The 12,467-nt window shown below is 52.9% G+C and carries 12 protein-coding genes and 3 pseudogenes; 5 read left to right on the forward strand and 10 right to left on the reverse strand.

Annotated features, from left to right (window positions below; all coding sequences use genetic code 11):
* The first annotated feature begins 193 nt into the window (after nt 1-193).
* The 4 genes from JCM2850_RS07435 to JCM2850_RS07450 all read left to right on the forward strand — a co-directional run bounded on the left by JCM2850_RS07435 (nt 194) and on the right by JCM2850_RS07450 (nt 2,778).
* Entirely contained in the window at nt 194-934 is a 741-nt protein-coding gene (locus JCM2850_RS07435; protein WP_025870866.1) for an SDR family NAD(P)-dependent oxidoreductase, read from the forward strand.
* Nucleotides 935-1,333: 399 nt separating this feature from the next.
* Nucleotides 1,334-1,819 (forward strand): bacterioferritin, encoded by a 486-nt coding sequence (bfr, locus tag JCM2850_RS07440; protein ID WP_025870868.1) that lies wholly within the window; start codon nt 1,334-1,336, stop codon nt 1,817-1,819.
* A gap of 10 nt (nt 1,820-1,829) precedes the next feature.
* Complete coding sequence (bfr, locus tag JCM2850_RS07445; RefSeq protein WP_025870870.1) at nt 1,830-2,309, forward strand: bacterioferritin; 480 nt, start codon at nt 1,830-1,832, stop codon at nt 2,307-2,309.
* A gap of 265 nt (nt 2,310-2,574) precedes the next feature.
* Entirely contained in the window at nt 2,575-2,778 is a 204-nt protein-coding gene (locus JCM2850_RS07450; protein WP_025870872.1) for a (2Fe-2S)-binding protein, read from the forward strand.
* Here the strand turns inward: JCM2850_RS07450 and JCM2850_RS23900 are convergent.
* The 9 genes and pseudogenes from JCM2850_RS23900 to lnt all read right to left on the reverse strand — a co-directional run bounded on the left by JCM2850_RS23900 (nt 2,765) and on the right by lnt (nt 11,321).
* A complete protein-coding gene (locus JCM2850_RS23900; protein WP_369384857.1) occupies nt 2,765-3,664 on the reverse strand; it encodes an FAD-binding oxidoreductase in 900 nt (299 codons plus the stop codon). The genes JCM2850_RS07450 and JCM2850_RS23900 overlap by 14 nt on opposite strands.
* Nucleotides 3,661-4,059, reverse strand: a complete 399-nt coding sequence (locus JCM2850_RS23905) for a globin domain-containing protein (protein ID WP_369384858.1) — start codon at nt 4,057-4,059, stop codon at nt 3,661-3,663. Before JCM2850_RS23905 ends, JCM2850_RS23900 begins: the two co-directional genes overlap by 4 nt.
* Nucleotides 4,060-4,137: 78 nt before the next feature.
* Nucleotides 4,138-4,587, reverse strand: coding sequence for an RrF2 family transcriptional regulator (locus JCM2850_RS07460; RefSeq protein WP_025870874.1), 450 nt, complete (start codon nt 4,585-4,587; stop codon nt 4,138-4,140).
* A gap of 62 nt (nt 4,588-4,649) precedes the next feature.
* Nucleotides 4,650-5,258, reverse strand: coding sequence for a M48 family metallopeptidase (locus tag JCM2850_RS17915; RefSeq protein ID WP_369384859.1), 609 nt, complete (start codon nt 5,256-5,258; stop codon nt 4,650-4,652).
* Nucleotides 5,259-5,369: 111 nt separating this feature from the next.
* Nucleotides 5,370-6,079, reverse strand: a pseudogene (locus tag JCM2850_RS17920) (lysophospholipid acyltransferase family protein).
* A 15-nt stretch (nt 6,080-6,094) separates the two neighbouring features.
* Nucleotides 6,095-6,637: a D-glycero-beta-D-manno-heptose 1,7-bisphosphate 7-phosphatase gene (gene gmhB, locus JCM2850_RS07475; protein ID WP_025870876.1), complete on the reverse strand. Its 543-nt coding sequence runs from the start codon at nt 6,635-6,637 to the stop codon at nt 6,095-6,097.
* Between the two features lie 20 nt (nt 6,638-6,657).
* Nucleotides 6,658-8,758: pseudogene (gene glyS, locus JCM2850_RS17925) on the reverse strand (glycine--tRNA ligase subunit beta).
* Nucleotides 8,755-9,691: pseudogene (gene glyQ / locus JCM2850_RS17930) on the reverse strand (glycine--tRNA ligase subunit alpha). The pseudogenes glyS and glyQ overlap by 4 nt, the downstream one beginning before the upstream one ends.
* A gap of 142 nt (nt 9,692-9,833) precedes the next feature.
* On the reverse strand, nt 9,834-11,321 hold the full coding sequence (gene lnt / locus JCM2850_RS07490) for an apolipoprotein N-acyltransferase (RefSeq protein ID WP_025870878.1): 1,488 nt from the start codon (nt 11,319-11,321) through the stop codon (nt 9,834-9,836).
* 208 nt (nt 11,322-11,529) lie between these two features.
* On the opposite strand from lnt, the gene mscL reads away from it, so the two are divergent.
* The gene (gene mscL, locus JCM2850_RS07495) at nt 11,530-11,949 is read left to right on the forward strand and encodes a large conductance mechanosensitive channel protein MscL (RefSeq protein ID WP_025870879.1); all 420 of its coding nucleotides are present in this window, start codon (nt 11,530-11,532) and stop codon (nt 11,947-11,949) included.
* Between the two features lie 81 nt (nt 11,950-12,030).
* Here the strand turns inward: mscL and JCM2850_RS07500 are convergent, their stop codons facing one another.
* Complete coding sequence (locus JCM2850_RS07500) at nt 12,031-12,438, reverse strand: hypothetical protein (protein ID WP_025870881.1); 408 nt, start codon at nt 12,436-12,438, stop codon at nt 12,031-12,033.
* Nucleotides 12,439-12,467: the final 29 nt, after the last annotated feature.

Genomic DNA, 12,467 nt, shown 5'->3' on the forward strand with positions numbered 1-12,467 from the left:
TCTAGCTTTACAGCTTGTTAAAAATAGCCTTATCTAGTGATCAGCCTGGGGTTTTGTGGTTCAGGCAAAATCCCATCATGAGCACTTCTCAAGCAGTGCCTGTAAAGCAATGCATCTAGTGACGTAGCTTAATATTTTTAGCAATATTTCTCGTGCATCATTCCTGATACATACGACTATTTGGAGAAATAAAATGCAAGATTTGTTAGGTAAAAAAGCTTTGGTAACAGGGGGATCCAGAGGAATAGGCGCGGCCATTGCCATATTGCTTGCGAAACGTGGCGCGGATGTTGCCATCACCTATGAAAAATCTGCGGATAAAGCCAATAGCGTGGTGCAGGGCATACAAGCCCTAGGCCGCAAAGGTCTGGCAGTTCAGGCCGACAGTAAAGATGCCAACTCAATTACCCAGGCTGTCGAAAATACCGTGGCTCAGCTCGGTGGTATAGACATACTGGTGAACAATGCTGGGATCAATGCCGGAGGCTCACTCCCTGAAATGAGTATTGAAGAAATTGACGCTGTGATCGCCGTCAACATCCGCGGCGTAGTGCTATTCACGCGAGCTACCATTACGCACTTGCAGGCTGGCGGAAGAATTATCTCAATAGGCTCATGCCTGGCGGAGCGGGTGGCTTTTGAAGGTGCAACGGTATACTCCATGACCAAATCCGCTTTACTTGCATTCACGCGGGGATTAGCCAGAGACCTGGGTGGCAAAGGCATTACCGTCAACAATGTACATCCAGGCCCCACAGATACCGATATGAACCCTGCGGATGGTGACCATGCTGATGGTTTAAGGGCATTGGGCGCATTGGGACAATACGCTACGGTAGACGATATTGCTGAGAGTGTGGCCTTCCTCGCCAGCCCCGCTGCCAAACAGATTACTGGTAGCAATATAGTGGTTGATGGTGGGACTAATGCCTAAGGCAGCGCCTATGGCTGCATTTGATTTGCGTTCAACTCTGTCTTGAATCTGCATTTGAGCACAGCTTGCCTCCATGCTTGGCACAAGGGGAGTGAGCTAAATATTTAAAAGAGGCTGTTGTTTTAAAAATCTAACAGAATGTTTTTAATAATAAAACCCGCTACGGCGGGTTTTATTATGTCCGTATTTTGGGGGCATCTTATACACATGCCGCTAAATATTGTTTGAGATTTAGCGGTTAAATGAAGGACTAGAATTTAGTCTGAGAAAGAATGATTCTTGTTGGTATTTTTCTTTATAAAATCATTTAAAATCAATAATTTATATAACATTTTCCTATCTATTGGTCATGACTTTGGGTATCATGCCTGCATCGTATAAAAAACCCGTGGAGGCGCTATGAAAGGCGATAAGAAAATCATTGATACCCTGAATGAGCTACTGGCTGGTGAGTTAACCGCTGTAGATCAATATTTAATCCACGGCGAAATGTATGCCGATTTTGGTCTGAATTTATTGGCAGAAAAGAGTCTGCATGAGTCTGATCACGAGCGTCAGCATGCGCGCGCGATTATTCAGCGCATCTTGTTCCTCGAAGGCAAACCCAATCTGGAAAAGCGTAATCCACTGACCGTGGGTAGTAACGTGGTTGAGATGCTCAAGTCTGATCTGGCGCTGGAATACCAAGTAGTGGGTGACCTCAAGGCGGCCATGGCCAAATGCGAGAAAGCGGGCGATTACGTCACTCGCGATATGTTGTTGGTACAACTGGATGATACCGAGATGGATCATGCTTACTGGATTGAGCAACAATTGCGCCTGATAGGCTTGGTGGGTCTGGAGAATTACCTGCAAAGTCAGATCAAATCTGGCGCGGCAGCATAAGGAGTAAATCATGAAAGGCGACAAGCAAATTATCGACATTCTCAACAAGGTGTTGAAGAATGAATTGACCTCGATCAACCAGTATTTTCTCCATGCGCGCATGTTCCGCAATTGGGGCCTGGAAAAACTCAACGACTACCAATACAAGCAGTCCATACGCGTCATGAAGGAAGCTGATGAGCTGATAGAGCGCATCTTGTTTCTCGATGGCCTGCCCAATCTGCAGAATCTGGGCAAGTTGCTGATAGGCGAGAATGTGGTTGAGTGCCTACAGGGCGACCTTAAGTATGAGCGGGAAATCCACAGGCCCTTGCTGATTGAGGCCGTGGCCCTGTGCGAGAAATTACAAGATTACGTCAGCCGGGATCTGGTACAGGAACTGCTGGAAAAAAGTGAAGCTGCGATTGATTGGCTGGAAACCCAGCAAACCTTGATTGCGGACGTGACCCTACCGAATTACCTGCAAGCGCATATGGAAGCGGCAGACTAAACTGCTTTTTCAGTCTACTGCTTCTATGCAAGCCCCTAACCGCAGCCAGTCTGCGGTTTTTTTTGGCCTGCTGTTGCGTGGAGTTAAGAGTGAGGTTGTCTATAGCTGGGTGTGGGGATTTTAAGAATAAGGCAGGAATTTTTCTTGACAAGTATTTGAGTTAAAAACGATAATAGTTATCGTTTGTTTTATATATCAAACGTTACATCAACCTAATCCCGGCCATTTGCTGGGCTGATATGAGAAAGTTGCTGGTAAGCCTGATATGTACGTCTGTGTTTGTCGCGCGGTAACCGATCGCCAAATTTTGCAGGCCGCGCGAGCTGGAGCCAAAAATCTCAAGGATTTGCGCCGCGAGTTGGGTGTGGCCGCAGAATGCGGTCAATGTGCCAGCTGTGCTCGCCAGTGCCTGCGTGAAGCACACGCCGAACCCAACGCTAATGGCCTGATGCCCATCAGTTTTGCCTGAAATCAGATGGCGTCAGTTCATTTAACTGACGCCTCCCAGCCCTGAGTATTCTGCTCAGGGCACTCCACCAACATTTACAGTAAATGATCCAGCAGGTCTGGGCCAAACACCTCACGCTGTATACGTTCCGCCGCGACACCAGCCTCAAGTAGTTGCTGCCTTTGCGCCTGCATGAAGCCCAGCGGGCCACACAGGTAGATGTCCGCGTGCAATAGTGCCTCAGCCATAGTGTGCACACATCCATTCTGCCTTGGTAAACGCCACCTATGCTGCCATGTGCACCTTCCAGGCTTTCGTAGAACAATGCAATTTCCAATGCAGACATGCGGTTGCGCGCTTCTTGCAGATCCAGGCTATGCGCTTGCCAGGCTGGGCTACGGGCAGCATGCGCAAAGTAGACTTGGCGTTGTGGTGCCAGATCGCGTACCGAGTTCAGCATTGACAACATAGGCGTGATACCTACCCCGGCGGATAACAGCACCAAAGGACGCTCGCTGACCACAGGCGTGAGCATGAAATCGCCAAAAGCTGGCGTGGCTTGAATGCTGGCACTCACTTCCACTTCATCATGCAGCCAGTTGGAAACCTGGCCCTGGAGTTGGTCCTGTGCCTGTTCACGTTTGACCGAGATTCTCCACCAGGGAGCCGCTTGCGAATCCGAGAGACTGTACTGGCGCAACTGGCGGCGCTGACCACCATCAAACTGCATTTCTACGCTGATATATTGGCCGGGCTGAAAATCGCCTGGGCGCTGACCATCTTCAGTTTGCAGGTAAAACGAGGCGATATGCTCGGACTCAAAGACTTTGCGCACCACTTTGAGTGTTTTCAATGCTCCTGGGGTAGTTGCAGTGGCGGCATACAGTTTCTTTTCTTCTTCTATCAACAGGTTGGCCAGCAGCCAATAGCTTCGCCCCAGGCGCTGAGCAAATCATCGCTGGCAGCATCACCAAGCACTTGTTTGATGGCACCCAGCAGATGCTCGGCGACAATAGGATAGTGCGCAGCAGTCAGTCCAACCGCCGCGTGCTTATGCACAATGCGCGTCACGACGGGCGCCAGCGCTGCCGGATTAGCAATATTGGCGGCGTAGGCAAACAAGGCCGAAGCCAGAGACTGCTGCTGCACGCCGCTCGCTTGATTACCCATATTGAACAGGTTCTTCAGCTCGGGGTGGGCACCCAGCATATTGGCGTAGAACACTTTAGTGATATCCAGGCTGTGTTCACGCAAGACGGGAACACTGGCATCAATATAGGGACGAGCGCTGGCAGAAAGCATGATGACTCCTTATGTTGTATATAAAATGAAACAATAGCGGCGAGATGTAATCTTGGACATAAACAATGCTGAAATTATTTAGTGGCTGATGCTCAGGTGTTGTTGTTGCAGCTGCAGGATGACTTGGGCAGTACGTGCCTGGGTCACATCGGCGAGGGTGTATTGGTCCATATGCTCGTAAAACGCATTCAAACCAAAATCCAGTGCGCTTTTCAGGCCGCACATGCCAGCGAGAGGGCAGGGCGGCTCCTGGCAATTCACTAGCGATTCACTACCTTCCAGGGTGCGGATAACATGACCCAGGCGCAAGCTGGCTGGGTCTGTGCCCAAGCGCAAGCCGCCACTTGGGCCGCGTGTGGTTTGTATCCAACTGGTTTTGTTGAGGAAGGTGACGACCTTGATCAGGTGATTGCGCGGAATATTGAATTGCGTCGCAATTTCGCTGATGGTGATCAGCGACTCTCTATCGTGCTGCGACACATACATCAGTACGCGTAAACCCAGATCGGTGAATTTAGTCAGTTGCATGCAGGGCAGTATATTATTGTTGCATCATAAAAACAACAATAGAGATTGCTGACTGAGCTTGATTAACCTAATTGATACAGCAAGGCAGAGCATTGCTTGAGAGCAAGCTCTGCCTGACGGTATTCAGGATAGATACTCGCCACCACTGCCCAGAAACGTGCGGAATGATTCATCTCGCGTAGATGAGCAAGCTCGTGGGCAATGACGTAGTTGATAATGCTGGGTTTGGCTTGGATCAAACGCCAATTCAAGCGAATTTCGCGTCTGGAATTGCAACTGCCCCAGCGTGTGCGGGCATTGGAAAGCGCGAGCGGCGGCAGGGGCTCGCCGAGCTTGGTTGCCAGCAATTGCAGCCTGCGGGCAAAGTCTTCCATGGCCTGTTTGTGATACCACTGCACAACCCGGCGCGCGATGCTGACGTGGTCATTAATATTGGTGGTGGTCAGGCTCAATATGCCTTGTTCCAGACGCGGGCGGCTATTACGCGCAGCGGGGATAATTTCCAGCGTAATCGGCTCTCCCAGCCAAAGCAGGCTGGCGCCATCTACCCATTGCATGGCGGGCAGGGCAGATGCCTGCCTAGCCTTGAGCTTGGTGCTGATCCAGCGTGCCTTGGTCAGCAGCAGACCCTCAAGATCAGTCTGCTTAAGTCGCAGTGGCGCATGCACCACCAGGCTTCCGCAGTAATCTTCATGCCTATGGTTTTGCGTTGCCTACGTTCCAGCAGGTAGGCAATGCGTTCACCGTTGGGCAGGGCTAACACATGCTGGTTCATATCAACTTCACAGCTGAGGCAGCCGTAGCATTTCCTGCTCAATCCAGGCTTCTACCTGCTGGTTGAGGGCATCAGGTTTGAGCTTGGTGGTATCTATAGGCTGACCTATGCTGAGGGTGATGGTGCCAGGGCGTTTGAGGAATGAATTCTTGCCCCAGTACTCACCGCATTGTGTGCAATAGGCACCGCCAAGGATTTGGTATGCGTGGCCAGCCAGGCACCACCTATATGATATTTGCCGCGGCTGCCTGGGGCGATGCGTGTACCCTCGGGAAAGATCACGACAAAGAAGCCTTGCTGTAGGCGTTCCTTACCCTTGCTCACCAATTGCTTCAGCGCCTCGCGCCCAGCGGCCCTGTTAATGGCAATTGGCGAAGCCAGCGCCAACCCCCAGCCAAAGAAGGGAATCCAGAGCAATTCACGCTTTAACACCCATACCTGCGGCGGAAAAATCTGCTGCAGGGCCAGGGTTTCCCAGGCGGATTGATGCTTGCACAAGAGAATGCTGGGCTGTTGCGGAATATTCTCGCGGCCTATGACGCGATAACTCAGGCCACAGCTGACACGCAGCCACCACAGCATGCTGCGCGCCCATCCGGTAATCAGAATATAGCGCAGACGGCGCGGCAGAATAATGGTGGGAAGGATGGCGGTGGTAAACACAATAGTGAATAGCCACATGCCTATCGTATAAATAAGGGAACGGATAACAATCATGGTTTTAGTATTAAATTAAGCCAACTCGCTGATGATGCGCTGGGCGGCTTCTTCCAGATCGGTGCAGACCCAGGTATTTTCAGGCAGATTGCCTGCGGCCAGAGTTTTATCGCCTTTTCCGGTCAACACTAGTATGGGTTGCGCACCGAAAGCCGCGCTGGCCTGTAGGTCCCGCAGTGAGTCGCCTACACTGGGCACGCCATGCAAATCCACGCCAAAGCGCTTGCTGATTTCCTCTATCATGCCGGACTTAGGCTTGCGGCAATTGCAATTGGAATCAGCCGCATGCGGGCAATAAAACAGCGCATCTATACGCCCACCCAGCTGCCCCAGTGCCTTGTGCATTTTTTCATGAATGGCATTGAGGGTAGCCATATCAAATAGCCCGCGCCCTATGCCGGACTGATTGGTTGCCAACGCAATGCGGAAGCCACTCTGGTTGAGCAAGGCAATGGCTTCCAGGCTGCCAGGGATAGGCTTCCATTCATCCGGGCTTTTGATGAACTGTGCGCTGTCATAGTTAATGACGCCGTCACGGTCGAGAATCACAAGTTTCATAGGGGTGCCCATGGTGCAGGTTAAGCCGCCAGCCTGGACAAATCGGCGACGCGGTTCATGGCATGGTGCAGCTTGGCGAGCAAGGCCAAACGATTGGCCTTGAGTGCTGCATCATCGGCATTCACCATGACGTGATCAAAGAAAGCATCAACCGGAGTTCTAAGTGCTGCCAGTGCCTTGAGTGACTGCGTATAGTCGTTGGCAATGAAACTACGCTCGGCTTCCGGCCCTACCTGATCCAGGGCTTGCGCCAATGCCTGCTCGGCCGCTTCGTGCAACAAGGCTGTGTTGATAGTGCTGCTGACTGTCTCCTCAGATTTCTTGAGGATATTGCCTACACGCTTGTTGGCCGCAGCCAGGCTGGCCGCTTCAGGCAGCGAGGCAAACGCACGTACCGCTTCCAGACGCTTGGGGATATCGGCCAGTTGCTGGGGCTTGAGTGCCAGTACCGCGTCAATTTCCTGCGCGCTATAACCTTGCTCCTTGAGGTTGCCCGCCAGGCGGTCAAAGATGAACTCCTGCAGTGACTGCAACACTGCGGCTTCATCTGCCACCTGATTAAATGCCGACAGCGCTTGTTGCAGCAACTGATCCAGTGGCGTGTTGATGCCAGATTCGGTCAAAAGGCGCAGTATGCCTATGGCATGGCGGCGCAGGGCGAAGGGGTCTTTTTCGCCTGTAGGTTTCTCACCTATGCTGAACAGGCCGACCAGCGTCTCCAGTTTATCTGCCAGCGCCACCACACTACCAACCTGATTACGTGGCAGGCTATCGCCAGCAAAGCGTGGCTTGTAATGGTCTTCAATCGCAAAGGCAATCTCGTCACCCAGACCTTCGTGCTGAGCATAATAGCGGCCCATAATGCCTTGCAGCTCCGGGAATTCACCGACCATGTCAGTAACCAGATCGGCCTTGGCCAATGCTGCTGCCTGCGCGGCCTGCTCAAGCAAGGAAGCTTGATTCAGGGATGCCGCAATCAGTTGGGCAATCTTGACCACACGGCCTATACGCTCGCCCTGCGAGCCCAGCTTGTTGTGGTACACCACTTTATCCAGCCCGGGGATGCGTGAGGCCAGGGTTTTCTTTCTATCCTGCTCAAAGAAGAACTTGGCATCCGCCAGGCGTGGGCGCACCACACGCTCATTACCGCCAATGACCGCGCTGGGGTCTTGCGGGCTGATATTGGAGACAATCAGGAATTTGTTGGTGAGCTTATCCTGTGCATCCAGCAGCGGGAAGTATTTCTGATTGGCCTTCATGGTCAAAATCAGGCATTCCTGCGGCACCGCCAAAAATTCTTGTTCAAATTGGCCCAACAGCACATTGGGACGTTCGACCAAGGCAGTGACTTCATCCAGCAAGGCATCATCGTCAATCGGCTTCAGGCCCTGTTTGGCTGCCGCAGCTGCAAGCTGGCGTGCAATTTCGGCGCGGCGTTCTGCAAAGCCTGGCAGCACTGCGCCTTCTGTACGCAATTGCTCAGCATAGCTGTCAGCATCACGTAGGGTAATCGGGTCATGCTTGGCCTCGAATCGATGGCCGTGGGTGGTATTGCCAGCCTTAAGTCCCAGGGTGGCTACCGGAATGATGTGATTGCCATGCAAAGCCACTAGGCCATGCGCGGGGCGCACAAAGTTGACGCTGCTCCAGCCATCCTGCAACTGATAGGTCATGACCTTGGGGATAGGCAGGCGGGCAAGGGCTTCATCCAGCGCTTTTTGCAGGCCATCAACCAGGCTGGCACCCGGCAAGGTTTGATCCAGGAACAGAATCTCGGCCTTGCATCATGCTCACGCTTGAGCTGGCTCACTGCCGCGGCATCGGCACCCAAAGCGCTGAGTTTTTTGAGTAGCGCTGGCGTGGCTTGACCTTGGGCATCCAGGCCCACGCTGGCGGGCATCAGCTTTTGTGCCACGGCTTTATCTGCGGCTTTCTCGGCTACAGCGTGATATGCACGGCCAGACGGCGCGGCGAGGCAAAGGCGGTGGTGGCGGAGTCAGCTGCCAGCAGGCCTTGTGCGGCCAGGCTTTCTGCCAAGGTATTGGCAAAGGACTCACCCAGCTTGTTCAGGGCTTTTGGCGGCAGTTCTTCTACAAATAATTCGACTAATAAGTTACTCATGCTGCTGCTTTCTTTGCCAGTTCTGCCAATACTTCATCTGCAGGCCTTGGGCGCCATAGGGAAACCAAGACGTGCGCGGCTGTCCAGATAACTCGCCGCCACGGCGCGGGCCAAGTTACGGATGCGGCCAATATAGGCCGCGCGCTCGGTCACCGAAATTGCACCACGCGCATCCAGCAGGTTGAAGGTATGGGCTGCCTTGAGCACTTGTTCATAGGCGGGCAGGGCCAGTTTGTGCTCTATCAGTTCCTGCGCCTTTTTCTCGTGGGCGCTGAACGCGGTAAAGAGAAAATCGGCATCGCTATGCTCGAAGTTGTAGGTGGATTGCTCAACCTCGTTTTGATGGAATACATCGCCATAGCTGAGGTCAGGCGCGCCATTGATGCCGCGCGAATACACCAGGTCGTAGACGTTTTCCACGCCTTGCAGATACATGGCCAGACGTTCCAGGCCATAGGTGATTTCGCCAGTGATAGGTTTGCAATTGATGCCGCCCACCTGCTGGAAATAGGTGAACTGTGTCACTTCCATGCCGTTGAGCCAGACTTCCCAACCTAAACCCCAGGCACCCAGGGTGGGGTTTTCCCAGTCGTCTTCAACAAAGCGGATGTCGTTTTGCTTGAGGTCAAAGCCCAGCGCTTCCAGCGAGCCCAGATATAGCTCCAGAATATTGTCTGGCGCAGGCTTGAGCACCACCTGGAACTGGTAATAGTGTTGCAGGCGATTGGGGTTTTCGCCATAGCGGCCATCCTTGGGGCGGCGGCTGGGCTGCACATAGGCGGCCTTCCAGGGCTCAGGGCCTAATGCACGCAGGAAAGTGGCGGTGTGCGAAGTGCCAGCGCCAACTTCCATATCGTAGGGTTGCAGCAGGGCGCAGCCCTGCTTATCCCAATATTGCTGCAAGGTCAGAATGATCTGTTGAAAAGTCAGCATGGTGTTCTTAACTAAAGTTTAGAGATTGTGGCTAATGGGTTGATGAGGCCGTCGCATCGTGTGTTTTGCGCAGGCACAAAAGGGCTTGATTTTACTTCTTTTTGCCACCCCATAAAAGGCTGGATTATTACACTGCCCCGCGTTACTTGAATCGACCGCGCGCCCACAAAATCAGCAAGCTGCCAAACAGCAAGAGCAACACTGGCCAATTGCCCCAGCGTACATAAGGCGTGGTGCCCGTATAGCCCTGGGCCTGGCCCTCCAGTGACATGGTGGTGAAATGCGGTGCATGGGCTTGCAGGCTGCCATCCGGGTTGATGATGGCGGTGGCGCCAGTATTGGTGGCACGCAACATCATGCGTGCGGTTTCCAATGCGCGCGCTTGGGCAATCTGCAAGTGCTGGTATGCAGCCAACGAATCGCCATACCAGGCGTCATTGCTGGTATTGATCAGCAAACTGGCCTCGGGTAATTGCTTGATGATTTCCGCGCCAAATACATCTTCGTAGCAGATATTCAGCGCTACAGCTAGCTTGGAAAGCTGCATGGGACGTTGCTGGAAGCCACCGCGCGCCAGGTCGGTCAGTGGAATCTGCAACCAGTTTTCGTACACCCAACCGAAAACGCCTTTAAGGGGAATGAATTCGCCAAACGGCACCAGATGGGTTTTGCGGTAAGACTGCGCTGGGGCGGTGCCCAGGCTTAGCATGCTGTTGTAGTACAAACCGTTTTCCGACTCTACGGTGCCTATCAATATGTTACCGCCATTATTGCGCGCATGGCCGCTCAGTTGCGCCAGATAGTCCTGGGGAATCTGCGTGGAAAGCAAAGGGAAAGCGGTTTCCGGCAAAATAATCAGCTGTGCCCGGCTTTGCAATGTCATATCCAGATACAGCTGCAGGGTTTGACGCAGAGTGTCATTTTCCCATTTCAAATCCTGGGTGATATTGCCTTGCAACAAGGATACCGAGATAGGCTCACCTATGGGCGTGCTCCACTGCGGCAGCTTGAGCAGGCCGCCACTCAGGCCCAGCATCAGCAGTAACAGCACATTGCGCCGCCAGGACGCAGCCAGGCGCCAGTGCAAGGCAATCGCTGCGATCAGGCTGGCGCTGAGAATAGTGGCCAGCGATACGCCGTGTATGCCCAGAACCGGCGCAAAGCCAGCCAAGGGGCTGGCAGGCACCTGGGAATAGCCCACAAGCAACCAGGGAAAGCCCGTGAATATCCACTCGCGCACCCATTCACCCAGCACCCAGAGTACGGGTATTGTCATCCACAGATGCCCCAGCCTGCGTGCGCCCCAGCCTGTCATCGCTGGGAAAGAGGCCATGAATAGGCTCAGACAGAAGGTGGCAAAAATGGCCCCGGCCGCTGGCATGCCACCAAAGTCATGCAGACTGATATAAATCCAGTAGATACCCGTGCCAAACATGCCCAGGCCAAAACTCAGTCCCAGCCAGAGTGCCTGCTTGGCTGAGCTGGCTTGATGCCATTGGTACACCAACACCGCTAAACCCAGAATAGTGGCCGGGTAGAGGTAGAAAGGGGCATAGCCCAATATAGTGGCGGCACCAGCCAGCAGGCTCAGCAAATAAGACAGGGGTAACTTCTTGAGTAACTGGGACACCTTGGGTAAGCCTTAAAGAGGGGTTTCAGGGCAGGGTTGTATATGTTCTATGCTAGGGTTTGGGCCTTTCTAACGCTAAGCACAAGTCATGGTTTGCTATGCTTAGATAGACGGCAGTTCGAACTTTATTGCATTATAACGGCTCAAGCTTCAATCCGGCATGCAGCTGCATGCGCCAGCCAATCCACAATTCTTAGAAGGAGAAAAAATGTTAAAGGAATTCAAGGCATTTGCCATGCGCGGCAATGTAGTCGATATGGCGGTCGGTATCATCATAGGCGCTGCCTTCGGTGCCATCGTCAAATCCCTGGTGGATGACGTCATCATGCCACCCATAGGCTTGTTGCTGGGCAATGTGGATTTCAGCAATCTATTCCTGGTGCTCAAGGATGGCGCTGAAGTAGCTCCGCCTTACGCCACTATTGCGGCCGCCCATGCAGCGGGGGCTGTGACCCTGAACTATGGCGTGTTTATCAATGCAGTGGTGAGCTTTACCATAGTAGCGTTTGCGGTGTTCTTGCTGATACGTGCCATCAACAAGCTCAAGACCGAAGAGCCAGCCAAGCCAGCGGCCACTCCGGAAGATATTGTGCTGCTGCGTGAAATTCGCGATTCCCTAAAAAAATAGTCTGTTGCTGCTAAGCAGTGAGCAATAAAAAAGCGATGCATGCATCGCTTTTTTTGCGCCTGTATGGCAGGAAGCAGGGAGTTATAGATCTGGCTTGACCTGTATGCGCTGAGCGTCAGGGTCTGTGCCATCATGATTCATGAAGACCACCATCACCACATTGTCGCCGACAAAATCCAGTTCAGTAGTTTGGTAGAACGCGCCTTCAAGGTCGGTGTTGATGTAGTGGTATTGCCAGACCGAGGCCATCAATTCATCTGTGCCCGCGCGGTGGTAGTCATTCTTGCTGGCTGGCTCACCAAACTGCGCCACTATCGCATCCTTATCGTATTGATGGATTTTCTGGATGAAATCCGTTTCTGCGGTGGGGATGGTAGATTTGGCAGGGTCTGCCGCAGACGCAGCAGGCGCTGGTTCGTCCTGCGCCAAGGCTTGGCTGGCAGGGCTGGCAATTAAGCACAACAACAGGGATAGCCACAGCGTACGCATGAGAAATCTCCCATCAAGCAGGTTGAGTA

The sequence above is a fragment of the Methylobacillus glycogenes JCM 2850 genome (assembly GCF_000617925.1).
Classification (GTDB): domain Bacteria; phylum Pseudomonadota; class Gammaproteobacteria; order Burkholderiales; family Methylophilaceae; genus Methylobacillus; species Methylobacillus glycogenes.

Coding starts and splice junctions, on each gene's coding strand:
- JCM2850_RS07435 (WP_025870866.1), top strand. CDS start 194: ATGCAAGATTTGTTAGGTAAAAAAGCTTTGGTAACAGGGGGATCCAGA.
- bfr (WP_025870868.1), top strand. CDS start 1,334: ATGAAAGGCGATAAGAAAATCATTGATACCCTGAATGAGCTACTGGCT.
- bfr (WP_025870870.1), top strand. CDS start 1,830: ATGAAAGGCGACAAGCAAATTATCGACATTCTCAACAAGGTGTTGAAG.
- JCM2850_RS07450 (WP_025870872.1), top strand. CDS start 2,575: ATGTACGTCTGTGTTTGTCGCGCGGTAACCGATCGCCAAATTTTGCAG.
- JCM2850_RS23905 (WP_369384858.1), bottom strand. CDS start 4,059: ATGCTTTCTGCCAGCGCTCGTCCCTATATTGATGCCAGTGTTCCCGTC.
- JCM2850_RS07460 (WP_025870874.1), bottom strand. CDS start 4,587: ATGCAACTGACTAAATTCACCGATCTGGGTTTACGCGTACTGATGTAT.
- gmhB (WP_025870876.1), bottom strand. CDS start 6,637: ATGAAACTTGTGATTCTCGACCGTGACGGCGTCATTAACTATGACAGC.
- mscL (WP_025870879.1), top strand. CDS start 11,530: ATGTTAAAGGAATTCAAGGCATTTGCCATGCGCGGCAATGTAGTCGAT.
- JCM2850_RS07500 (WP_025870881.1), bottom strand. CDS start 12,438: ATGCGTACGCTGTGGCTATCCCTGTTGTTGTGCTTAATTGCCAGCCCT.